Here is a 22,332-nt window from a genome sequence, read left to right as displayed (position 1 = left end):
CATGCTGCGCATCGACATATCGAAGAAGCTCGGCGAATTCACGCTGGAGGCCGCCTTCGCCAGCGAGGGCCGCGTCACCGGCCTGTTCGGCGCCTCCGGCGCCGGCAAGACCTCGCTGGTCAACATCATCGCAGGGCTCTTGCGGCCCGACCGCGGTGTCATCGCACTCGATGGAGAGATTCTCGACGACACTGCAATGGGCGTGCATGTGCCGCCGCACCGCCGCCGCATCGGCTACGTCTTCCAGGATGCGCGGCTGTTTCCGCACATGAACGTGGCGCAAAATCTCGACTATGGGCGGCGGATGAATCGGCTGCCCGACGATCCCGCGCAGCACCGGCGTGTCACCGAGCTGCTCGACATCGGCCATCTGCTCGACCGCCGCCCCGGAAAGCTTTCCGGCGGCGAGCGCCAGCGCGTCGCGCTCGGCCGCGCGCTGCTGTCGAAGCCGCGCCTGTTGCTGCTCGACGAGCCGCTCGGCTCGCTCGACGAGGGCCGCAAGGTGGAGATATTGCCGTACCTGGTGCGGCTGCGCGACGAGGCCAACGTGCCGATGGTCTATGTCAGCCACGACGCCGCCGAGATGCGCCAGCTGGCAACGCAAATCGTGACCTTGCGCGATGGCAAGGTGACGGCGCTCGGCGGGGTGAAGGTGGTGTCGGGAACAACGGCGTAGCGCAGCCCGTTCTCTTCCCATACGATCGGATCGTAGGGCGCATTAGCGAAAGCGTAATGCGCCGCTAGAGCGCGGCGGATTATGCCTTGCGGCTAATCCGCCCTACGGATCCGAGTCATCCAAATGGAGGTCTGTCATGTCGCCTGTGACCGGAGCAAAGGACCACATCTACAAGATCCTCGAACTCGTCGGCTCTTCGGATAAAAGCATCGAGGACGCCGTCCAGAACGCGATCACGCGCGCGTCGAAGACGATCCGCGAGATGAAATGGTTCGAGGTGGTGCAGACCCGCGGCCATATCGAGGGCGGCAAGGTGGCGCATTACCAGGTGACGCTGCGGGTCGGCTTCACGCTGGAGGAGTGATTTTCGGCATTAGGTTGAACTGAAGCCGGCACCGGGATTCACCTCTCCCTAAGGAGAGGTGAACCGAGCCCGCCGGACGGTCGATTCAACCAATCACCATCGCGCTCACATCTAGCGGGCGACCTGGGCGGCCGCCGACATCAGTTCCCGGGCGTCAGGCATCCCGAACATGCGTTGGCCGCCTTCGGGGACTTCGGTGAAGCTCCAGCGCACGATGCCTTCGCGGTCGAGCAGGAACTGGCCGAACAGCTGGCCATTGCCGGCCGCCATCATCCTCTCGTCGGCTTCCGTCATCTCGTAGCCGTCCTTCTTGTTGAGCAGATCGGCCGCCGCCATGCGGTTCATCGACCCGGGCAGTTCGCCGGGTACTTCGACCTGCATGGACGTCACCACGTCCATACCGACCTTGCGGGGCCATTCGGTGTCGCCCTCGGTGAACTCGAGATTGGGCAAGCCGAACGCGCGATGCGAGAGGCGTTCGGGGTCCGAGGCGGCAAGCAGATTGGGCATCGGATGGTAACGGAAATACAGCCGCGCCCGCTCGATCGGCGTATTGACCACCGCGAGACTCTCGACGCCCTGCTCGCGCAGCGCGGCGTCGATTTGCGCCTGTGCCGCCAGATGGCGCCGGCAGAACGGACAATGCAAACCGCGAAACAGGCCGACCAATATCGGGCTCTGGCCGCGGAAGTCCTCCAGCGCGATCTTGCCATCGCGCGTGATGGCATCCAGCACGATGTTCGGTGCGCGGTCACCCGGCTGAAGTAGTCTATCGACAAGTGGCTTATCGACATAAGACATGTTGACCTCCGCTCTAATCGAGAAATGGCAACACGATCAGCCCTTGCGGATCGAGCCCGTGGCGGGCGCAGACCTCGTGCGCCAGGGCAAAATGCCGCTCGGCCTCCGGCATGTCGCCGCGGTCGAGGCTCAACGTCGCAAGGCCATCATAGCATGGAAACAGCTGCTGGGGCTCGCCGGTTTCGCCCGCCACCGCGATGGCCTCGTGGTAGCAGCGGGCGGCGAGTTCCGGCCGGCCATGGCATTGATGAATTTGTCCGAGCACGATCAGCGGCACGGGAAGATGCTCGCGCTGGTCGAGCGCACGGTCGAGCTCAATCGCCTTTTCGGCGGCCGGCACGCCCTCATTGCTGCACCTGTCGGTGAAGGTGCAGCAGGCAACGGCAAAGTTGGCGAGCAGGCGGGCCTGAAAGCCGAGGTCGCCGATGCGGCGCGCAACGTCGAGCCCGCGCCGGCATACCTCGATGGCTTTCGCGGGATCGACGATCGTGTAGAGCACGCCGAGATTGGTGTAGCCCCGGCAGGCCGCGCTGAGGAGGCCGGCGGCTTCCGCGGCGGCGACGCTTCGTTCCACCTCGCTGACCGCCTCCCGGCTTCGCCCGAGCCGCGCCAGCGCAACGCCCTTGGTGTTGAGCGCCTCCGCAACCGCGCGTGACGCTTCGAGTGCGACGTGCCGATCCGCATCCGGCGGCACCGATCTGGCGTAACCAAGCGCCTCGTCCGCCCATTTCGCCGCCGCCGCATGATCGCCGGTGCGAAAGGCGAGGTGGCCACGCTCCTGCAGCAGGTGAGCCCACTCGATCGGCGCGTCGGCGCCCTCGAGCAGTTGCGCCGCCTGCGCGTAGTGCGCCTCCGCCTGGCTGCGTTTGCCGGCTTCCCACAGCAGCCGGCCCAGCTTGCGCGTGATTCGCGCCTCGGCAACGCGATCCCCAGCGACACGATGAGCCTCCAGCGCGGTCTGGTAGTGCTCCTCGGCCGTGTTGCGGCGGCCGGCTGCGCCGCACAGGTCGGCGATCCGCTCACACAGCATCAGCCGTTCCGGCCCCGGCTCGCCCGCCGTGAGCAGCACGGCGAGCGCCTGCTGATAGAGCCGGATGGCGTCCTCATTGGCGTACATCGCGCGCGCCCGATCGCCGGCCGCGCTCAGGTAGTGCGATCCCTTCGACTTGCTCGCGCTGAGGCTGAAATGATGACCGAGCAGGATGAGGTCCGCGAGCCGCTCGGGCTCCTTGCCGTGCAACCGCTCGAGCGTGGAAGCGATGCGTCCGTGCATCTCGATGCGCCGCTGCAGGAGGAGATTCTGGTAGATCACGTCCTGGAGCATGGTTTGCGTGAAGCGATAGGATTGCAGCGAGATCGCGTTCGCACCCGCGACCTCCTCGACGATCTCGGCGTCGCACAGAAGCTCGAGCCCGGCTTCCACTTTCGCAGGCTCCGTTGCGGTGGCGCCCAGCACGGCGGCATCGAAGCGCGAGCCGATGACCGCGGCCTCCTGGGCGAGGCGGCGCACCGCGTGCGGCAGGCGGTCGAGCCGCGCCAGCAGCAAGGCCTGAATGCTGGCCGGGATGTCGGCCGCAGCTTCATCGGACCCGAGCCGCCACTGCGAGCCGTCGCGCTGCAGGGCGCCGGCTTCGATGAGCCCCCGTATGATTTCCTCGATGAAGAGCGGATTGCCGCCGGCGCGTTGCAGAATTCGGCTGAACAGGTTACCGGGCGGTTCGCTCCAGCCCTGGCTGAAGTAGGCGGCGAGCAGCTTTTGTCCGTCGGCAACGCCGAGAGGGCCCAGCCGCAGCGTCGTGTGGCTGATCCGGCCCGAGCCGAACTGGTCCATCTCGAGCACCGGCCGGTGCGTGAACAGCAGCATCAGCCGCGTACGCTCCAGCCGATCCATCAGGAACCGCAGCGCCTCGAGCGACCCGGCATCGGCCCAATGCAGATCCTCGACAATGATGAGCAGCGGAGACAGCGCCAGACGGCGTTCGAAGACGGTGCGAATGGCAAACAGGATCTGGCGCCGCAGCTGTTCGGGCTCGATATGCTGCAGGGCGGCGTCGGGATCGCCGAGGCCGAGAACATAGAAGAACAGCGGCATCAGGCGCTGCGCCTCTTCGGCCGCCAGCCCAAGCTCCGACAGCGCCTCGGCCAGCTTGGCCTGCGCCTCCGCCATGGTGGCTTTCTGCGCTATGCCGTAGGCGCTGCGCAGCACCGCCGCAAGCGTGCCATAGGTCTGCTCGCCGAGCGGCGAGCAGACCGCACGCCGGATCGCCACGTCAGCGAAACGGTCCTCGTCGCGGGCGCGGGCGACGAATTCATTCACCAGGCGGGTTTTTCCGATGCCGGCTTCGCCGACCAGCCGCACCAGCTGCGCGGCCCCGCCACATGCCAGATCGAGGCTGCCGATCATGCGGGCAAGCTCGGCGTCGCGCCCGATCAGCGGCGCGCTGAGGCCCAGCATGTCGAGACCCCGCGCCTCGCGCGCCACCTCGAGCGGGCCCTTCAGGCGGTGCACCAGGACGCTGCCCAGCTTGCCCTTGAGCGCGACGTCGCCGAGCGATTCATAGGCGAAAGCGTGCCGGGTCAGCCGGTAGGTCAACGGTCCCACCAGCACCTCGCCCGACGGCGCCATCGACTGCAATCGCTGCGCGGTATTCACGGTATCGCCGGTCACCGAATAGGACTTGGCGACGCCCGCCCCCAGCTCACCGGCGACCACCTGCCCGGTGTTGATGCCGACATGCAGCATGAGCGGCGAGCCGGCATGTATCTTCGAACGCTCTCCGAGGGCCGCCGTCCGCCTGATCATGTCGATGGCGGCGCGGACCGCCCGCTCGGGATCGTCCTCATGCGCGGCCGGCGCGCCAAACAGCGCGAGCAGGGCATCGCCGATGAACTTGTCGACGAAGCCGCCGAAGCGCTGCACCGCTGCCGTCAACTCCTCGAACAATTCGTTCTGGAAAGCCTGCATGACTTCCGGATCGAGCCGCTCGCTCATCGTGGTGAAGCCGGAGAGGTCGGCAAACAGCACCGTGATGGTGCGGCGGTTGGCGCTGCTGTCGGCCTTGTGATGCTCTGGCTGGACGGGCCGACCGGGCTCTGCCGCGAGCGTTGGCGTCAGCGCCGGTGCATCGACCCGCTTTGGAGCTGTCGGTGAGGTCGATGGTGACGCGACGCCGGCTTTGGCCGCGGCATCGACCTCTGCGCCGCATTTCGGGCAATAGGCGAAATCCGGCTCGCACGGATAGCCGCAGCCAGGGCAAGCGCGCGGCTGCTTCGTGCCGCAGCTCGGGCAGAAGGCAAAGCCGGTCTGAACCTCGTAACCGCAGCCAGAGCAGTTCATGGATCAAACCTCGCGGAAGGTCGCGACGGCACGATCTGGCGCCGGGGTCCGTGAAACATGGCCCCGGCTCCCGCCAAAATGCGCCCCTGCCGCAGAAACGGCAAGTGGTGGCGCCGGCGCTGAGCTTGGTTAACGGCGGCGCTCCGGCTGGCGCCGTCCCCGGCGGAGCCACCACCGGTGGCCCTGCGCGCCGGGTTCACGCTGGAGGAATGAGTTTCTCCGTCATTGCGAGGAGCGAAGCGACGAAGCAATCCATCTCGCCGCAAGCGGATAGATGGATTGCTTCCGCCTTCGCGCACAAACGCTTCGGCGGACTTGAGCCCTGCGAAGCTTGCAGAGCAAGCGTAGAAGGGTCGCTGCGCTCGCAATGACGACTGGGAGAGTCACACCCCCGCCACCTGCGTCCAGATGTCGGCAAGCTTTTGCCTGAACTTCTGCCGCCGCGTCGGGGGCGGCGCCTCGTCCTCCTCCTCGGGCAGGCGGAGGCCGATGACGTTGACGCGGCCGCCGCCGAGGCTGCGGGCGACGAGAACGATGGAATCGAGCGCGAGCTCGGCGCCGACCCTGGGAGCATGGTCGAGATGGATATCGAAATAATCCGCCAGCGTCAGCCTGCTCTGATCCTCCTCGACCTTCACGCCGTAGACTTCCGCGAGCTCGCCGAGCGTGTGCTCGCCCAACACCACGAAGTCGCCGAGCAGATGCGGATCGGGGGCGCTCGATGGCGGCATGTCGACGAAGAAGCGGTCGAGCGCCTCGGCCTTTTCCGGCGGCGCCAGCAGATAGAGGTAGTCGCCGGGCGCGACCGGATCGGCCTCCGATGGCGTGAGGATGCGCTCGTCGCGGATGACGAGCGTAGGCTTCGACCAGGACGGTACCAGCCCGCGACGGAAGTACAGGCTTTTCGATCGCACGGGATAGCCGACCAGCTGCTGCTCGAGCTGGCCGGGCAGGTCCAATTCGACGCGCCGCGGGCCGCGGTCGGCGCGCGGCAAGGCTACATGCAGCCGGCGCGCGGCCGGCGCCAGGGTCCAGCCCTGCAGCAGCAGCGAAATGATGACGACGACGAAGGCGACGTCGAAATAGAGATAGGCCTTGTTGAGACCGACCAGCATCGGGATCGAGGCGAGGAAGATCGCAACCGCGCCGCGCAGGCCGGTCCAGGCGATGAAGATCTTCTCGCGCCAGTTGAAGCGGAACGGTGCCAGGCACAGGAACACGGCGACCGGCCGCGCCAGGATCATCAGCGCCAGCGCCACTATCACCGCCGGACCGATGCTGTCGAACAGCCGCCTCGGCGACACCAGCAGGCCAAGCAGCACGAACATCACGATCTGCGCCAGCCAGGTGGCGGCATCGAGGAAGGTGACGACGGAATTATGCGCCCGGGTCGGCCGGTTGCCGATGATGATGCCGGCGAGATAAACCGCGAGGAAGCCGGAGGCATGGGCGATCTGCGCCGCGCCGAAGATCACAAGCGCCGCCGTGGCGACGAACGGCGCGTGCAGGCCCTGCGGCAGCGCCACCTTGTTCAGCGCAATCACCACGAGGCGCCCGCCGACCACGCCCATGGCGGTGCCGAGCACGGCTTCCTGGGCGAATTCCATCGCGACATGCGCGGCCGAGCTGTGGCCGATCGAGATGAACTCGACCAGCATCAAGGTGAGGAAGATCGCGAAGGGATCGTTGGTGCCGGATTCCGCCTCCAGCGTGGCGCCGACGCGCGGGCGCAGGCGCAGGCCCTGGGTGTGCACCAGCAGGAACACCGCCGCCGCATCGGTCGAGGCCACCACCGCGCCGATCAAAAGCGCCTCGCTCCAGTAGATGTCCAACGCATATTTGGCGACCGGCGCGGTGACGAGCGCGGTGAGCAGCACGCCGGCGGTGGCGAGCATCATGGAGGGAGCGAGCACCGTGCGGATGCTCTGGAAGCGGGTGCGCAGGCCGCCGTCGAACAGGATCAGCGCCAGCGCCACCGAGCCGACCAGGTAGGTGCTGCGCACGTCGTCGAATTGCAGCTGGCCGGGACCGGAATCGCCTGCCAGCATGCCGATCACGAGGAAGACCAGCAGCAGGGGGGCGCCGAAGCGCAGCGCGAGCAGGCTCGACAGGATGCCGGCCATCACGAGCACGGCGCCCAGGAGGATTGCGATACTGACCGAGTCGAGGGAAGCCATCAGTCCTGTCAAATCATTGCAAATACTTGCAATTGCATCCTTATCGTCGCCACACTTCCGCGCCAACCCCCTTGTGCCCGCAAGCAGCCACGCGCCCGGTTTTTCAAGGTCAAATCGACATCTTCATTGTGGAGTATCGATGGTCCGCGCACCCTGCTTGTGAGAATCTGCCGGATAAACCGAATCAGGCCCCGCGAGCCCGCCCTGAACAGCCCGAGACCCTGCCGATGGATGTGAACGAGATCGTGGAATCCGCGCTGACCGCCCTGCGCTCCGTGGGCGCGGAAGTCGCCTCGCCCTGGTTCTACCTGCAGTTCGGCCTGATCCTGGCGGCCGCCGGGATCGCCTGGGCTGCGGACGCCGCGATCCGCACGCGCGTCGACTTGTCCTCGCTGGCGATGCGCTGGCCGTTGCCGTTGCGGCACTTCGTCCGCGTGATGGTGCGCAGCGCCTCCACCGCGATCTTCGCCATCCTGATGATCGCCTCGCGCGTGGCGATGTACCAGATGACCTGGCCGAGCCGGAGCTACCTGATCGCGGTCGCGGCCAAGCTGGCGCTGGCCTGGCTGGCGGTCCAGCTCATCACCTCGGTCATCCGCAACGCCTTCATCGTCAAGGTGGTGTCGCTGTCGGCATGGACGGTGGCCGCGCTTTCCATCGTCGGCCAGCTGGGACCTGCGATCGACGCGCTGGACGGGATTGCCATCGAGATCGGCGGCCTGCGGCTGACGCCGCTATTGCTGCTCAAGCTCGGCGCGCTCCTGATCGTTGCGGTGTGGCTCACCAACATCGCCAGCAATTTCGCCGAGAGCCGCATCAACCGCTCGAGCGACCTGACGCCGTCGATCCAGGTGCTGCTGGTCAAGATGATCCGCATGGGCCTCCTGGTGCTCGCGGTCGCCATCGCGCTCGGCGCGGTCGGCATCAACCTCTCGGCGCTCGCGGTCTTCACGGGTGCTGCGGGCGTCGGCATCGGCCTCGGCCTGCAGAAGATCGTCGCCAATTTCATCTCCGGCCTCATCCTCCTGGTCGACAAGTCGGTGAAGCCCGGCGACCTCGTCACCATCGGCGACAACACCGGCCGCATCAGCACGATGAAGACGCGCTACATCTCGGTCGCCGCCGGCGACGGCCGCGAATTCCTGATCCCGAACGAGGATCTGGTGACGCAAAAGGTCGTCAACTGGACCTATACCGACAAGAACACGCTGGTGAAGATCGCCTTCGGCGCCAATTACGACGCCGATCCGCGCCTCGTATGCAAGCTCGCGTCCGAGATCGCCGGCGCCCATCCGCGCGCGACCAAGGGCAAGCCGCCGAACTGCATCCTCACCGAATTCGCCGAAGCCGGCATGAAATTCTCTCTCACCTTCTGGATCGCCGATCCCGACGGCATGGATGGCGTCAAGAGCGACGTGATGCTGGCGCTGTGGGACGCCTTCAAGCGCGAGGGCATCCGCGTGCCTTATCCGGTGCGGGAAATCCGCGTCCGCGGCGGGGCGCTGCCGGTGGAGACCGTGGTGGAGGTTCCGAGCTGAATTCGGGGCGTTTCCCCGCGATTGCCCCGGCTTGCGCTGAGCCCGCCGATCATTAAATTAGGCGATTGACCCGAAACTTCCTGCGAAAAAGCCATCCCGCCCATGAATTACGTCGACGCCACCGATACCTCGCTGCGCAAGACCGGCCAGATCAAGCTGCATGGGCCCCAGGCGTTCGCCGGGATGCGCAAGGCCGGCGCCCTGGTCTCGAAATGCCTGGATGAGCTGACCGACATCGTGAAGGCGGGGCTGCCGACCTCGGCCATCGACGACTTCGTGCGTGAGTTCGCCTTCAGCCATGGCGCTTATCCCGCGACACTGATGTATCGCGGCTACCGCTACTCGACCTGCACCTCGATCAACCACGTGGTCTGCCACGGCATGCCCGGCGACCGCGCTTTGAAGGAGGGCGACGTCGTCAATGTCGACGTCACTTTCATCGTCGACGGCTGGTATGGCGATTCCAGCCGCATGTATGCGATCGCCCCGATCGCGCGCAAGGCCGAGCGGCTGATCGAGGTGACCTATGAGGCGATGATGCGCGGCATCGCCGCGGTGAAGCCGGGCGCCACCACCGGCGACATCGGCCACGCCATCCAGAGCTTCGTCGAGCCGCAGGGCATGAGCGTGGTGCGCGACTTCTGCGGCCACGGCCTCGGCCGCCTGTTCCACGACGAGCCGAACATCATCCATATCGGCCGCCCCGGCGAGGGCGTGCCGCTGAAGCCCGGCATGTTCTTCACCATCGAGCCGATGATCAATCTCGGCAAGCCGCATGTGAAGATCCTGTCCGACGGCTGGACCGCGGTGACCCGCGACCGCTCGCTGTCGGCGCAGTTCGAGCACTCGGTCGGCGTCACCAGCGACGGCGTCGAGATCTTCACGCTGTCGGAGCGGGCCGGCGAGAAGCCGTGGGTGAAGGTGTAGGGGCGCGGCGGCTGAAGGCCAACAATCTGGCTTCTATTCTCAATGCAGGACGCAGATGCACGCCGCCCGTTGCCGGCGACAAAATCTGCCGTCGACAACGCGGAACGCCTGTTGTCCTTGGCCGCTACTTTTCTGCGAAGCAGTAAAAGAGACCCGCGCCGCCGGTCTTCGTCAGACTTGCCTGATCGCAACCAACCGTCGGGTGAGATGAATTCCAAGATGTGGCCCACGAACTCCGGATAGGGCCCGCGCGGTCGTGATGGCCGAGCATCGCCGAGCCGCCAGTTCCGCCCTTAGTCCAGTTTCCGCACGTCATGTCCGGGAAAAAAGCACCCGCAAAAGCGGTGCCATCGGGCCGCGAACCGGTAAGCATGTCGTGTGTGTTGGGCGTCTCCGTGCGGCCATTCACGATTTGCCCCTTTTCGTCCAGCGCTGTTTCCTTAGTTATGTTGTTGGCTGAGTGGAGTTCTTCAATACTCTTGGCAATCACAACGCCTTTGGCGTTTTGCCAAGGTCCGGGACCGATTCGATCACGTGCGTTGACAAAGTTTGGGTCGTTCAATGCGCTCCCTTGGGTGCTGAGGTAAGCGCGCCAGGTTTTGTTCCCGGCCCCGACCGCGCTGGCGAGCCGCTGACAATGCGCATCGGCGCCATCAAGGCCGCCAAGGTCGCCGCCCTTGCCGGACCCCACGCTGGTTATGAAGAAGGTCATGTTGGCGGATTGCGCCACAGCTGGGAGAGCGCCCAGCGCCAGAACTAGGCATGCGACCACCGGAACACTCCATCTAATAGTCTGCATTGCTGAGCACCTCCCAATTTCACCGCAAATACCGTCTGAAAACCCCAATGTCTCGCGAATATTTCCCAATCTCTCGCGAATATTTGTAGCGTGCAAAGCCCAACGGCATCCCTCACTGCCACGGCGATCAGGACCGGCAGCAAGATCATCCTGTTCGACACCGGGTTTGGCGGAAACGGCCCGGCGACCGTCGGCAGCGCGGCGCCCGTTTTCCTTCGCCGATTTGCGTGGCCCGCCGGGCAATTCAGAGTTGAAAAAGCCGCCGGGCACGGCATGCTCGGTAGGCCCATGCCCCGCAAGCCTGCCCCGTCCGACGACGCGCCCGCCGACGAGCCGCATTATCACGGCCACCGCGAGCGGCTGCGCGACCGCTTCTTCACCGCCGGCGCCGACGCGCTGAGCGATTACGAGCTGCTGGAGCTGGCGCTGTTCGCCGCCATCCCGCGCCGCGACACCAAGCCGCTGGCCAAGGAGCTTTTGAAAAAGTTCGGCTCGTTCACCGAGGTGATCCACGCCCCCGTCGCGCGGCTGCGCGAGGTCAAGGGCATCAAGAATGCCTCGATCAACCAGCTAAAACTGCTCGCCGCAGCCTCCACCCGCGCCGCCAAGCGCGAGGTCGAGCGCAAGCTCGCGCTGTCGTCCTGGAACGACGTGATCGACTATTGCCGCAGCGGCATGGCCTTCGCCGAAAAGGAGCAATTCCGCCTGCTCTTCCTCGACAAGAAGAACCAGTTGATCTCCGACGAGATCCAGCAGACCGGCACCGTCGACCACACCCCGGTCTATCCGCGCGAGGTAATCAAGCGCGCGCTGGAGTTATCCGCCACCGCGCTGATCCTGGTGCACAACCACCCCTCCGGCGATCCGACGCCCTCGCAGGCCGACATCCAGATGACGAAAGCGATCATCGACATCGCAGCCCCGCTCGGCATCTCCGTGCACGACCACATCATCGTCGGCAAGAACGGCCATGCGAGCTTGAAGGGAATGCGGTTGATCTGACGACAACCGCATTGTCCGGCACACACCCGAAAGAATGTGCTGCTCAGGCCTGGCGCCTTCGACTTTCGGCTCATGGCCCATCGCGGAGGCGACAAATGGCCGCGTTAACCGCCATCCGGCACGGCCGCGGTGCAACAATACGGACACCGCCATCGCGTGCCGGCAGCGGCGAAATCGCTTGCCCCATGCCGAGCTGACCGTCATTCTCGCCGCGGGGCAGCAGACGTCGGGCGACGGCTGCAGAAATCCGAGGCCTTTGATTTGAGTATCGTCGAGGTTGGCGAGGGTCTGCACGAACGGCGCGGCACGCGGCCGGAGAACGCGGCGCCGTTGCTCCAGGTCGAGGACCTGCACACCCAGTTCTCCACCTCGCGCGGCATCGTGCGCGCGGTCGAGGGCGTGAGCTTCACCGTCGACCGCGGCGAAGTGGTCGCCATCGTCGGCGAGTCGGGGTCCGGAAAATCGGTGACCGCGCTCTCGATCATGCGGCTGCTGCCGCGCCTGACCGGAAAAATCCCGAAGGGCAAGATCGTGTTCGACGGCCGCTCCCTGCTCGACCTCGACGACGAACAGATGCGCGAGTTGCGCGGCCGCGACATCTCGATGATCTTTCAGGAACCGATGACCTCGCTGAACCCGATCCTCACGATCGGCCTGCAGATCAAGGAACCGTTGCAGATCCATCTCGGCATGACCGACGAGCAGGCGACGGCGCGCGCCGTCGAGCTGATGCAGCTGGTCGGCATTCCGGACCCGGAACGCCGCCTCGACCAGTATCCGCATCAGTTTTCCGGCGGCATGCGCCAACGCGTGATGATTGCGATCGGGCTCGCCTGCAATCCGAAGCTGATCATCGCGGACGAGCCCACCACGGCGCTCGACGTCACCATCCAGGCGCAGATTCTCGAGCTGATGAAGAATCTGTCGCGCAAGCTCAACATCGCGCTGATCATCATCACTCACAACCTCGGCGTGGTCGCCCGTTATGCCGACCGCGTCATCGTCATGTATGCCGCCCGCGTCGCCGAGCAGGGGCCCGCCGAAGCCGTGTTCCACCGCCCGCGTCATCCCTACTCGCTGGGCCTCTTGCGATCGGTGCCGCGGCTCGATCGCCCGCGCGGCAGCAAGCTGGAAACCATCGAAGGGCTGCCGCCCAACCTTGCCAACGTCACGACCGCCTGCCGGTTCGCGCCGCGCTGTCCGTTCCGCATCGCGGTGTGCGACCGGGAGCCGCCGCTGTTCGATACCGACACCGGCGGAGTTTCGCGCTGTCACCGGCATGAGGAGATCGCCGCCGGCAAGATTACCTGGGCGGCCGCCGGCGGGGCCGGACTGGACTTTGCCGCCAACACCGAGGCGCCGGTGTTGTCGGTGCGCAACCTGACCAAGAACTTCTCGGTCTCCGGCGGTCTGCGCAAGGCCGGCGGCACGGTGCGCGCCGTGCAGGACGTCTCGTTCGACATCTTTCCCGGCGAGACGCTTGGGCTGGTTGGAGAGTCCGGCTGCGGCAAGACCACCGTCGGCCGGCTGATCCTGCGGCTGGAAGAGCCGACCGCGGGCGAAATCCACTTCGAGGGCGTCAACCTGTCGACCGCCTCCCCCGCGGAGCTGAAGGCGATGCGGCGCAAGGTCCAGGTGATCTTTCAGGACCCCTACTCGTCGCTCAACCCGCGCATGACGGTCGGGCAGATCATCGGCGAGCCGCTGCACGTCTACAAGATCGTCGACGGCCGCAAGCAGACCGAAGAGCGCGTCGCATCGCTGCTGGGAAATGTCGGGCTGCGCTCGGAAATGGCCGAGCGATATCCGCATCAATTGTCCGGCGGCCAGCGCCAGCGTGTCGGCATCGCGCGCGCACTGGCGATGGAACCTTCGTTCATCGTGTGCGACGAGGCGGTTTCGGCGCTCGATGTCTCGATCCAGGGCCAGATCATCAATCTGCTGGAGGAGCTGCAACGCAAGTTCAGGCTGGCGTTCCTGTTCATCGCCCACGATCTTGCGGTCGTGCGCCACATCTCCGCCCGCGTGGTGGTGATGTATTTCGGCCGGGTGATGGAGGTCGCGGACCGGGACGCGATCTACAGCGAATCCCTGCATCCCTATACCAAGGTCCTGCTGGACGCAGCGCCCGTCCCCGATCCTACGATCGAGAAGCAGCGGGAGCCGCGGCTGATCAAGGGAGAATTGCCGAGCCATCTGGCGCCGCCGAGCGGATGCGTCTTCAACACGCGCTGCCCGCTGGCCAGCCAGGAATGCCGGGAAACCGTGCCGGCGCTCGAGGAGAAGCGGCCGGGACACTTCGCAGCCTGCATCAAGGTCTGAAGCCCAAACCAATAGGGCACAACAGGGAGGATGGACGATGGAAACGAGACGCACGGCACTCAAGAAGATGGCGGGCGCCTTGGCCCTCGGCGCGGGCGGCTTCAGCCTGGAAACCACGCGGGCCAACGCCCAGTCTCCCAAGAAGGGCGGCACGCTGAATTTCGCCATGAACGCCGAGACCCCGCACTACGACGCCCATGGCAGCGACACTTTCGCGACGTTGCATTTCGCGGCACCGTTCTACTCGACACTGCTCAAGTTCGATCTCGCCAAATATCCGAACGTGGCGCCGGACCTGGCCGAATCCTATACGATCTCGCCGGACAAGCTGACCTACACGTTCAAGCTCCATTCCGGCGTGAAATTCCACGACGGCACGCCCTGCACGTCGGCGGACGTGAAGGCGACCTACGACCGGATGCGCAACCCGCCGGAAGGCGTCGTCTCCTCGCGCAAGGCGACATTCTCGGACATCGCGTCGATCGAGACCCCCGATCCGCTGACCGTCGTATTCAAGTTGAAGGGCGTGAACGCCGCGATGCTGCAGCATTTCGGCTCGCCGTGGAATTTCATCTACTCGGCAAAGGACCTGGCGAAGGATCCGAACTGGCCGAAGACCAACATCAACGGCACCGGTGCTTTCGTGTTCGTCGAGCACGTCAAGGGCAGCCACGTCGCCGGCAAGCGCAACGAGAACTACCACAAGAAGGGCCTGCCCTATCTCGACGGCTTCAAGGGCGTGTTCTTCCTGCAGGCTGCGACCATGCTCAACGCCTTGCAGGGCGGGCAGGTGCAGGCCGAGTTCCGCAGCGTCTCCGAACCCGAGAAGGCGCGCCTCATCCAGACCATGGGCGACAAGATCCGCATCGAGGAATCGAGCTGGACGCTCAACCTGCTGGTCTGCTTCAACGTCGAAAAGAAGCCGTTCGACGACGTGCGGGTCCGCCGCGCGCTGGTGATGGCGATCGACCGCTGGGGCGGCAGCCAGGGCCTCGGCAAGATCTCCACGCTGCGTTCGGTCGGCGGCGTGATGCGTCCCGGCTACGAGATGGCGACGCCGGAGGCGGAGCTCGTCAAGCTGCCTGGCTTCTCCAAGGACATCAAGAAGTCCCGCGAGGAGGCCAAAAAGCTGCTCAAGGAAGCTGGGCATGAAAACCTGACGTTCACGCTGCACAACCGCACGATCGCGCAGCCCTATACGCCGGCCGGGGTGTTCCTGGTCGATCAATGGCGGCAGATCGGCGTAACGGTCGAGAACAAGCAGGTCGAGACGGCGCCATACCTCGCCGGCCTGAACAGCGGCAACTACGACGTCGCCATCGACTTCTCGAATTTGTTCATGGACGATTCGAGCCTGGCGCTGGCCAAATATCTCTCGATCGACCGCTCGCCGGCCAACCGGTCGCGCTCGAAGGATCCCGAGCTCGACAGGATCTACGACGCCCACATGCGCGAGACCGACCCGAAGAAGCGCCAGGCGATGATCCAGGCCTTCGAGAAGCGCCTGTTCGAGCAGGCCTATCAGCAACCGCTGCTGTGGTGGTACCGCATGGTGGCCACGCACAAGACCGTGATGGGATGGCACATGTCGCCGAGCCACAATCTCGGCCAGGATCTGGTCGGGGTCTGGCTCAACGCCTGAGTTCGAACACGTAACGGGAGCCCGCGGCCGGGCCGCGGGCGAGGCATCCGATGCTGCGCTATACCATCAATCGCGTCCTGCTCACGATCCCCACGCTGCTGGGGGTCGCGGTGCTCGTCTTCTTCATGCTGCGTATCATCCCGGGCGACATCGTCGAGGTGAAGCTGCGAGGAGACGGCGGCGCCATCACGCAGGAGACCATCGAGATGGAACGCCACAGGCTCGGCCTCGACAAGCCGCTGGCGGTCCAGTTCAAGGACTGGATGATCGGCGTCGTCACTTTCGACTACGGCAAATCGATGTGGACCGAGCGGCCGGTGATGGAGGAAATCGGGGTCCGGCTCGAACTGTCGCTGGAGGTCGCCATTCTGGCGACCATCATCGCGCTGCTGTTCGCCATTCCGCTCGGCACGATGGCCGCGCTCTATCGCGACACCTGGATCGACTATCTGATGCGGGTCATGACGATCGGGGGCATATCCATTCCGGCGTTCTGGTTCGGCATGCTGATCATGCTGGCCCTGCTCGCCGCCTTCAACTGGCTGCCGCCGATAACGTTCACGCCGATCTACGTCGATCCGATCGCCAATCTGACCCAGTTGATCTGGCCCGCCGCCGCGGTCGGCTACCGCTATTGCGCGGTGACCGCGCGCATGATCCGCTCGTCGCTGCTGGAGGTGATGAGCGAAGACTATATCCGCACCGCGCGAGCCAAGGGCGTATTCGAGAACCTCGTGGTTTCGCGCCACGCCCTGCGCAACGCGCTGTTGCCGGCCATTACCGTCATCGGCCTCGAATTCACCTTCCTGATCGGCGGCCTGGTCGTGACCGAACAGGTCTTCAATCTCAACGGCATCGGCCAGCTGTTCGTGCAAAGCGTCGCCCGCAACGACTTCACCCTGATCCAGGGCATGGTGATGCTGATCGCCGCGTTCTACGTCTTCGTCAATCTCGCGATCGACCTGCTCTACGCCGTGTTCGATCCGCGCATCAGGTACGCGTGACGCCATGACCATTGCCGCCCCCGATGCCGTCGTCCTGGAAACGCCGTCCCGCCCGCGCGGCGCGATCATGGAGTTCGTTCGCCAGCAGCCGCTCGGCACGGTCAGCTTCATCATCATCGTCGCGATGATGTTCGCCGGAATATTCTCCGAACTCGTCGCCCCCTACGATCCGCTGGCGATCGACTTCGCCAGCATCCTCAGCGCGCCGTCGCTCGATCACTGGTGCGGAACCGACGCCTATGGCCGCGACATCTGCTCGCGCCTCATCTATGGCTCGCGCACGGCGCTGGTCATCGGCTTCACCTCGTCCTTCATCGGCTCGTCGATCGGCGCCATTCTCGGCATTGCGTCCGCCTATTTCGGCGGCAAGATCGACGACTGGATCCAGCGCGTCATGGACGTGCTGCTGGCGTTCCCGATCATCGTGCTGGCGCTGGTCGTGGTGGCGGCCTTCGGCAGGCTCCTGGTCGCCGGGCTGGACCTCAATCTGATCATCGCCATTGCCATTCCGATCCTGCCGCGCGTGGAGCGTATCGTGCGGGCTGCGGCCCTCTCGGTCCGCGTCATGCCTTATGTCGATGCCGCACGCGCCGCCGGATATTCCCACACCCGCATCATCTTCCGCCACATGGCGCCCAACGTCGTCGCGCCCTATCTCATCATGCTGACGGCCTTCATCGCCCAGGCGATCCTGGCCGAGGCGTCGCTGTCGTTCCTCGGCCTCGGCGTGCAGGAGCCGAGCGCCGCGTGGGGCCTGATGCTGTCGGGCAACGCGGCCGATTTCTACCGCCAGGCGCCCTGGCTGATCCTGTTCCCGGGTGCCGCGATCAGCCTGGCGGTGTTCGCCTTCAACCTGTTCGGCGACAGCTTGCGGGATTTCCTCGACCCGCGCTTCAAGGTCTAGGTGAAGGCGGCCGCAATCTCCGACGCCGCAATGTCAAACCATGGAGCGATCCGGACCGGCATCGCCGCTCCATGCGTTCAGGAGCAGATGACGCATGAACTCTTCAGATACCAGGTACACGCCCATTCCCTTGCCCGACTATGTCGAGCGACCGCAGGCGGAAATGCTGGCGCGCGCCAACGCCTTCCATGAATCGATCCGGCAGCGCCATACGGTGCGGGACTTTTCGACGCGGCCGGTACCGCGCGAGATCATCGCGCAATGCCTGCGAGCCGCGGGTACGGCGCCGAGCGGCGCCAATCACCAGCCCTGGCATTTCTCCGTCATCGCGGATGCGACGCGAAAGCGCCGGATCAGGCAGGCTGCGGAAGAAGAGGAACGCGCCTTCTATTCGGGTCGTGCCGGCAAGGAGTGGCTTGAAGCGCTGGCGCCTCTCGGCACCGACGCCGACAAGTCCTTCCTGGAGGCCGCGCCATGGCTGATCTGCATCTTCGGTTCGCGGCGAAGCGTCGGCGCCGGCGGCAAACTGCGCAAGAACTACTACGTTGCCGAATCCGTCGGGATTGCCACCGGTTTCCTGATTGCCGCGCTGCACGAGGCTGGCCTCGCCACGCTAACTCACACGCCGAACCCGATGGGTTTTCTCAATGAAATCTGCGGCCGGCCGGAGAGCGACAAGCCCTACATTCTTCTGGTGACCGGCTATCCGGCCGACGGCGCGACCATTCCCCTGCATGCCACCTACAAGAAGCCTCTGGAGGAGATTGCTTCGTTTCTCTGACGAACGACCAACCGTCCTGCGCCGGCATTTACCATCTGTTAACTCTGCGCTTCGCGTTTTCGAGAACCTGTGAGAGAGTAATTCATCATCGAAATCGAGGGGATCGATCGTGAATCACACGATGGCGCGCCTGTGGGACGCGGGTTCATTGCTGTTGAATGCGGGACGCCTGGTCGACTTGCTGCTGGACCGGCTCGAAGGGCTGAGCGCCGCGATGCTGCCGCCGCAGCCCGAAATGATTGCCTTGCGGGAGATCCACCGCGAGGCCCGCTTCGACTAGCTGAGCGCGAGGCGGTAGCTGGCGCTGACGCCGAACTCTTGCTCCAGCGGCTTCATCAGGACGGACACGATTCCGCCGGCAGCGAAGCCGGGCGCGAGGCTGACGGTCGCCACCGTAACGATGACCCAGCCGTAGGGATGTTCGCTCGTGCGGTCGGTTGCGGCGCCCATGGCAGCCTCTTGCTCCTGGCGAAGGGGAGCGCGGCGGATGACCCGCCGCGCCCTCGCATTTTCAGGCGGCGTCGATCAGGCTCGCCTGGTGATGACGATCTCGAGATATTCGCTCGGGATCACCAGCGTGCCGTCCTTGGCGACATTGAACTGGGCGATCAGCGCCAGCAGGTCGTCCTGCAGCTTCTGCTGCGCGGCCGCGTCGATCGCTGCGAATGCCTTGTGCGTCGGCCCGTAAGAGGTGCGGAAGAGGTCGAGGAAATGCGCCGGCGACTTGTAGCGGAAGGCGAATTGCCGGCTTTCCGCCGCGATGGAGACGCCGCGGCCGAAGATCTCCTCGAGATACTCCCTCTTGCCCCACATGATGGGCGACTTCACGCCGGGCGGCGGCGGAACGAACTTGACGACGGTCTTCAAGAGATTGCCGATGAAGCCTTCGGGCGTCCAGTTGGCGAGGCCGATCTTGCCGCCCGGGCGGCAGACGCGGACGAGCTCGCTCGCCGCGCGCGGATGATTGGCCGTGAACATCACCCCGAAGGTCGACAGCACGACGTCGAAGCTGGCGTCCGCGAACGGCAGGTTCTCGGCGTCGGCCTCGCGGAACTCGACCGGCAGACGATCGGCCCTGGCGCGCTCGCGGCCGCGCTCCAGCAGCGCGCCGACATAGTCGGTCGACACCACGTCGGCGAAGCGGCGGGCTGCGGCCAGCGTCGCATTGCCGTTGCCGGCGGCGACGTCGAGGACGCGCTGGTTGCTCCTGAGATCGACGGCCTCGCACAGGCTCTCGCCGACGATCTGCAGGGTGGTGCCGACGACGGCATAGTCGCCGGAGGCCCAGGTGGACTGCTGTTTGGCCTTGACGGCGGCGAGGTCGGGCGTCGGAACGGCGGTCTGGATATTCATGCTTTCTCTCCTGTTGGATGGGACGTTGCGGGTTGGAGCTCAGTGCTGGTTGTCGTAACCGTGCGGCTGCGGCCCGCAGTGGCGGCCGGTGCACATCTCGTCGACCTTGTTGCCGAGCGGCGCGCTCTGGTCGGCGGCCTTCCTGGCGGTCGGCGAATCGTCCACCTTCGTCGTCGCCTGCCGCGGCGCCGGCGCACGATTGCCGGCCGCGCTGCTGCCCGCGGCGGCGAGGCGCAGGTCGCCCGCGACGCCGCTGGCCCGGGCCTTGCGGTAGAAGGCGTAGTCCGCTGCATATGGCACGCTCACCATCGAGCCCGTGCTCTCGCACGGCCCTTCGGCCGCGCCGCCCCTGGTGTTGAGCCGCTGGATAGTGGTGGTGCCGGCAAGCATGCCGCGGTCGCGCTGCGGCAACGCCGCGAGCTTCAGGAGCGGAATATCCGCCTTGCTTGCACCGGCCGCACGGGCAACGACCTTGCCCGCCACCGCACTGCCATCGTCGAGCTCCCAGCTCGGGCCGGCAAAATGCCGCCCGACGGTCTTGCCGTCGATGAGCAGGGTCGCGCTCGGCTCGCGGAACTGCCACGCGAGCTTGCCGGCGGCGTCCGCCTTGCATTCGTAGACCTGCGCGCCCTCGGCGTGGACCGTGACGATCAGTGTTTCGCCTGGAGCCGAAATGGACTCCGGCAGCTCGGCTGCGGCGAGCGCCGCCGCCGCGAACGTCGCGCAGGCAGCTATCACCGGAATGGCCGTGCGCGGCCGTCGCGCCGCCCCGAATGGCCTGCGGCGGGACGCCGCAGGAGTGGTATGGTTACTGAACATTTGGCTTTTCCCTCGATTTGCGTCTCAGAAGCGCCCTCAGGGCGCGTTGCCGTGATGGTAGGTATGGGGGAAGTCCGTTTCGGCCTGTCCAATTCGCGACATCGCTATCCGCGGGACGAAACCTTTGGCGGGCCGGGAAAGACAAACGAGGTTATGAGGTATCGATCAGCGAACCCTTTTTCAGCGAACCCTTTGTCAGCGAATCCTTGGGGATGACGCGGTGACCGGTCACGTCGAAATTTCGTCAACCTCCACGCCGGCTGCAGCCGTGCTGCCGCGTGCGGTACGCCGTGCGCTCGATGTCATGCACGCCGGCCTCGATCGCGACATCGGCGTTGCCGAGCTTGCGGAAGCAGCCGGCCTGTCCGCCCGCGCGCTGCAGCGCCAGTTCAAGACGTTCCTCGGCAAGAGCCCGCATGAAGCGCTGCGCGACATCAGGTTCGAAAGCGCGCGACGCCAGCTGCTGCTCGGCAAGCCCGGCACGCGTGTGATGGAGGTCGCATCACGCTACGGCTTTACACATTTCGGGCGGTTCTCGATCGAGTACCGCCGCCGCTATGACGAGACGCCGACGCAGACGTTGCGGCGGCAGGCGACCTTCCACGATACGGTCTGTGCGCAGCTGCAGTCGTGTTCGGCCGGCGCCGAGCGGCCGACGCTGAGCGTTGGACCGATCGACACGGTGCCCGGCCATGACGAAGCCGCGCGCGGCATAGCGGACGAGGTCGCGACCGCGCTGGCGCGCGCGGGCATCGCCGCCACCTTGCAGACAGGATCGGCGCGCTATCATCTCGCCGGCACCATCAAGGGCGACGGTCCGCAGGCGCGGCTGATCTTCCGTCTGATCGACCGCGAGAGCGGCCGCCATTTGTGGGCACACCGGATCGAGGGCGACTGGGATCGCGCGACGGCCTTCGACGAACAACTGGCTGCGCGGCTGGCCGCGGCGCTGCATCCGAGCCTGCGCGCGGCCGAGATCGACCGCGCGTTGCAGAAGCAGGACCGCGACCTCACCGCGCAGGACCTGGCGCTGCGGGCGATGCCGGGCGTGCTGTCGCTGGACGAGCATGGCAACGCGCGCGCCATCGAGCTTTTGAACGAGGCGATGACGCGCGATCCGGACTATCCGCTGCCTTTTGCCCTCGCCGCCTGGGCCCATGCCCAGCGCGTCGTGTATTATTTCGGCGCCGACCCGGTGCGTGACCGCGCACAGAGCGCCGAATGCGCGCGGAAGGCACTGTCCTTGCGCGCCGACCCGACTGCACTGGCGATCGTTGGCAATGCGCTGTCGTTGCTCAACGATGATAGCGCCGAGCAGGTCATTGCCAGGGCGCTGGCGATCGACGGCGGCTCGGCCTGGGCCTGGGGCCGCAGCGGCTGGATCGACACCTACAAGGGCAATGACGATACCGCGATCGAGCGCTTCATGATTGCGCTGGAGCTGGCGCCGACCGACGCGCTCGCCTTCAACAATCTGTACGGCATCGGGGTGGCGCATTTCAACGCGGGCCGCTTCCGCGACGCCGCGGTGTGGCAGGAGCGCGCGCTGGCCGAACATCCACAACTGGCCTGGATGCACAGGACGCTGTGTCCCGCTTACATGTTTGCCGGCGGCAGGGATGAAGCCTCCGACAGCGCCCGCCGCCTGCAGGAAGGCTATCCGGAGTTGACGCTCGCGAAAGTGACCGCCGGCTTGCCGCCGCTGCCGCAGGCAACGCTCGATCGACTGGTCGGTGCGCTGCACGATGTGGGGTTGCCGGCGTAGGGCGGATTAGTACTACTGAGTCAAGCGGTCGCAGTCTTTGGGGCTGAGAATCAAGTAATTGAGGAGATTCACTATTTGGCACGTGGAGGGCCAGATGAATCTCGATCAGAGCGAAGCACGG

At 65.6% G+C, this 22,332-nt stretch carries 19 protein-coding genes; 12 read left to right on the top strand and 7 right to left on the bottom strand.

Going from position 1 to position 22,332, the window contains the following annotated elements:
• Position 1: 1 nt before the first annotated feature.
• Positions 2–676 (top strand): molybdenum ABC transporter ATP-binding protein, encoded by a 675-nt coding sequence (gene modC, locus ACT4OC_RS10740; RefSeq protein ID WP_444838961.1) that lies wholly within the window; start codon positions 2–4, stop codon positions 674–676.
• 136 nt (positions 677–812) lie between these two features.
• Positions 813–1,040: a dodecin gene (locus ACT4OC_RS10735; protein WP_444838960.1), complete on the top strand. Its 228-nt coding sequence runs from the start codon at positions 813–815 to the stop codon at positions 1,038–1,040.
• A 111-nt stretch (positions 1,041–1,151) separates the two neighbouring features.
• Here the strand turns inward: ACT4OC_RS10735 and ACT4OC_RS10730 are convergent, their stop codons facing one another.
• From ACT4OC_RS10730 to ACT4OC_RS10720, 3 genes are all read right to left on the bottom strand, one after another.
• Entirely contained in the window at positions 1,152–1,841 is a 690-nt protein-coding gene (locus tag ACT4OC_RS10730) for a redoxin domain-containing protein (protein WP_444838959.1), read from the bottom strand.
• A gap of 13 nt (positions 1,842–1,854) precedes the next feature.
• A complete protein-coding gene (locus tag ACT4OC_RS10725; protein WP_444838958.1) occupies positions 1,855–5,178 on the bottom strand; it encodes an adenylate/guanylate cyclase domain-containing protein in 3,324 nt (1,107 codons plus the stop codon).
• Positions 5,179–5,561: 383 nt separating this feature from the next.
• Positions 5,562–7,355 carry a potassium/proton antiporter gene (locus tag ACT4OC_RS10720; protein ID WP_444838957.1) on the bottom strand — a complete coding sequence of 598 codons (1,794 nt, stop codon included), beginning with the start codon at positions 7,353–7,355 and terminating at the stop codon, positions 5,562–5,564.
• Between the two features lie 227 nt (positions 7,356–7,582).
• On the opposite strand from ACT4OC_RS10720, the gene ACT4OC_RS10715 reads away from it, so the two are divergent.
• A complete protein-coding gene (locus ACT4OC_RS10715) occupies positions 7,583–8,893 on the top strand; it encodes a mechanosensitive ion channel family protein (RefSeq protein ID WP_444838956.1) in 1,311 nt (436 codons plus the stop codon).
• 102 nt (positions 8,894–8,995) lie between these two features.
• On the top strand, positions 8,996–9,820 hold the full coding sequence (gene map / locus ACT4OC_RS10710) for a type I methionyl aminopeptidase (RefSeq protein WP_444838955.1): 825 nt from the start codon (positions 8,996–8,998) through the stop codon (positions 9,818–9,820).
• Between the two features lie 124 nt (positions 9,821–9,944).
• Here the strand turns inward: map and ACT4OC_RS10705 are convergent, their stop codons facing one another.
• The gene (locus ACT4OC_RS10705) at positions 9,945–10,619 is read right to left on the bottom strand and encodes a hypothetical protein (RefSeq protein WP_444838970.1); all 675 of its coding nucleotides are present in this window, start codon (positions 10,617–10,619) and stop codon (positions 9,945–9,947) included.
• 288 nt (positions 10,620–10,907) lie between these two features.
• On the opposite strand from ACT4OC_RS10705, the gene radC reads away from it, so the two are divergent.
• The 7 genes from radC to ACT4OC_RS10670 all read left to right on the top strand — a co-directional run bounded on the left by radC (position 10,908) and on the right by ACT4OC_RS10670 (position 18,554).
• Positions 10,908–11,621, top strand: a complete 714-nt coding sequence (gene radC / locus ACT4OC_RS10700; RefSeq protein ID WP_444838954.1) for a RadC family protein — start codon at positions 10,908–10,910, stop codon at positions 11,619–11,621.
• A gap of 261 nt (positions 11,622–11,882) precedes the next feature.
• On the top strand, positions 11,883–13,943 hold the full coding sequence (locus ACT4OC_RS10695) for an ABC transporter ATP-binding protein (protein ID WP_444838953.1): 2,061 nt from the start codon (positions 11,883–11,885) through the stop codon (positions 13,941–13,943).
• A 37-nt stretch (positions 13,944–13,980) separates the two neighbouring features.
• Positions 13,981–15,585 (top strand): ABC transporter substrate-binding protein, encoded by a 1,605-nt coding sequence (locus ACT4OC_RS10690; RefSeq protein WP_444838952.1) that lies wholly within the window; start codon positions 13,981–13,983, stop codon positions 15,583–15,585.
• 50 nt (positions 15,586–15,635) lie between these two features.
• Positions 15,636–16,589 (top strand): ABC transporter permease, encoded by a 954-nt coding sequence (locus ACT4OC_RS10685; RefSeq protein WP_444838951.1) that lies wholly within the window; start codon positions 15,636–15,638, stop codon positions 16,587–16,589.
• A gap of 4 nt (positions 16,590–16,593) precedes the next feature.
• Positions 16,594–17,493, top strand: coding sequence for an ABC transporter permease (locus tag ACT4OC_RS10680; protein ID WP_444838950.1), 900 nt, complete (start codon positions 16,594–16,596; stop codon positions 17,491–17,493).
• Between the two features lie 94 nt (positions 17,494–17,587).
• Complete coding sequence (locus ACT4OC_RS10675; RefSeq protein WP_444838949.1) at positions 17,588–18,274, top strand: nitroreductase family protein; 687 nt, start codon at positions 17,588–17,590, stop codon at positions 18,272–18,274.
• Between the two features lie 109 nt (positions 18,275–18,383).
• The gene (locus ACT4OC_RS10670; RefSeq protein ID WP_444838948.1) at positions 18,384–18,554 is read left to right on the top strand and encodes a hypothetical protein; all 171 of its coding nucleotides are present in this window, start codon (positions 18,384–18,386) and stop codon (positions 18,552–18,554) included.
• Here the strand turns inward: ACT4OC_RS10670 and ACT4OC_RS10665 are convergent.
• From ACT4OC_RS10665 to ACT4OC_RS10655, 3 genes are all read right to left on the bottom strand, one after another.
• Positions 18,551–18,724, bottom strand: coding sequence for a hypothetical protein (locus tag ACT4OC_RS10665; RefSeq protein ID WP_444838947.1), 174 nt, complete (start codon positions 18,722–18,724; stop codon positions 18,551–18,553). The genes ACT4OC_RS10670 and ACT4OC_RS10665 overlap by 4 nt on opposite strands.
• Positions 18,725–18,799: 75 nt before the next feature.
• Complete coding sequence (locus tag ACT4OC_RS10660; RefSeq protein WP_444838946.1) at positions 18,800–19,627, bottom strand: class I SAM-dependent methyltransferase; 828 nt, start codon at positions 19,625–19,627, stop codon at positions 18,800–18,802.
• 39 nt (positions 19,628–19,666) lie between these two features.
• The gene (locus ACT4OC_RS10655) at positions 19,667–20,446 is read right to left on the bottom strand and encodes a DUF3455 domain-containing protein (protein ID WP_444838945.1); all 780 of its coding nucleotides are present in this window, start codon (positions 20,444–20,446) and stop codon (positions 19,667–19,669) included.
• A 220-nt stretch (positions 20,447–20,666) separates the two neighbouring features.
• On the opposite strand from ACT4OC_RS10655, the gene ACT4OC_RS10650 reads away from it, so the two are divergent.
• Complete coding sequence (locus ACT4OC_RS10650) at positions 20,667–22,211, top strand: helix-turn-helix domain-containing protein (RefSeq protein ID WP_444838944.1); 1,545 nt, start codon at positions 20,667–20,669, stop codon at positions 22,209–22,211.
• Positions 22,212–22,332: the final 121 nt, after the last annotated feature.

The organism is Bradyrhizobium sp. (assembly GCF_052389815.1).
GTDB lineage: Bacteria > Pseudomonadota > Alphaproteobacteria > Rhizobiales > Xanthobacteraceae > Bradyrhizobium.
This window is presented reverse-complemented; position numbering and strand designations above follow the sequence as displayed.

Coding starts and splice junctions, on each gene's coding strand:
- ACT4OC_RS10735 (WP_444838960.1), top strand. CDS start 813: ATGTCGCCTGTGACCGGAGCAAAGGACCACATCTACAAGATCCTCGAA.
- ACT4OC_RS10685 (WP_444838951.1), top strand. CDS start 15,636: ATGCTGCGCTATACCATCAATCGCGTCCTGCTCACGATCCCCACGCTG.
- ACT4OC_RS10675 (WP_444838949.1), top strand. CDS start 17,588: ATGAACTCTTCAGATACCAGGTACACGCCCATTCCCTTGCCCGACTAT.
- ACT4OC_RS10705 (WP_444838970.1), bottom strand. CDS start 10,619: ATGCAGACTATTAGATGGAGTGTTCCGGTGGTCGCATGCCTAGTTCTG.
- map (WP_444838955.1), top strand. CDS start 8,996: ATGAATTACGTCGACGCCACCGATACCTCGCTGCGCAAGACCGGCCAG.
- ACT4OC_RS10660 (WP_444838946.1), bottom strand. CDS start 19,627: ATGAATATCCAGACCGCCGTTCCGACGCCCGACCTCGCCGCCGTCAAG.
- ACT4OC_RS10655 (WP_444838945.1), bottom strand. CDS start 20,446: ATGTTCAGTAACCATACCACTCCTGCGGCGTCCCGCCGCAGGCCATTC.
- ACT4OC_RS10730 (WP_444838959.1), bottom strand. CDS start 1,841: ATGTCTTATGTCGATAAGCCACTTGTCGATAGACTACTTCAGCCGGGT.
- ACT4OC_RS10680 (WP_444838950.1), top strand. CDS start 16,594: ATGACCATTGCCGCCCCCGATGCCGTCGTCCTGGAAACGCCGTCCCGC.
- ACT4OC_RS10720 (WP_444838957.1), bottom strand. CDS start 7,355: ATGGCTTCCCTCGACTCGGTCAGTATCGCAATCCTCCTGGGCGCCGTG.
- ACT4OC_RS10725 (WP_444838958.1), bottom strand. CDS start 5,178: ATGAACTGCTCTGGCTGCGGTTACGAGGTTCAGACCGGCTTTGCCTTC.
- radC (WP_444838954.1), top strand. CDS start 10,908: ATGCCCCGCAAGCCTGCCCCGTCCGACGACGCGCCCGCCGACGAGCCG.
- ACT4OC_RS10665 (WP_444838947.1), bottom strand. CDS start 18,724: ATGGGCGCCGCAACCGACCGCACGAGCGAACATCCCTACGGCTGGGTC.
- ACT4OC_RS10715 (WP_444838956.1), top strand. CDS start 7,583: ATGGATGTGAACGAGATCGTGGAATCCGCGCTGACCGCCCTGCGCTCC.
- ACT4OC_RS10690 (WP_444838952.1), top strand. CDS start 13,981: ATGGAAACGAGACGCACGGCACTCAAGAAGATGGCGGGCGCCTTGGCC.
- modC (WP_444838961.1), top strand. CDS start 2: ATGCTGCGCATCGACATATCGAAGAAGCTCGGCGAATTCACGCTGGAG.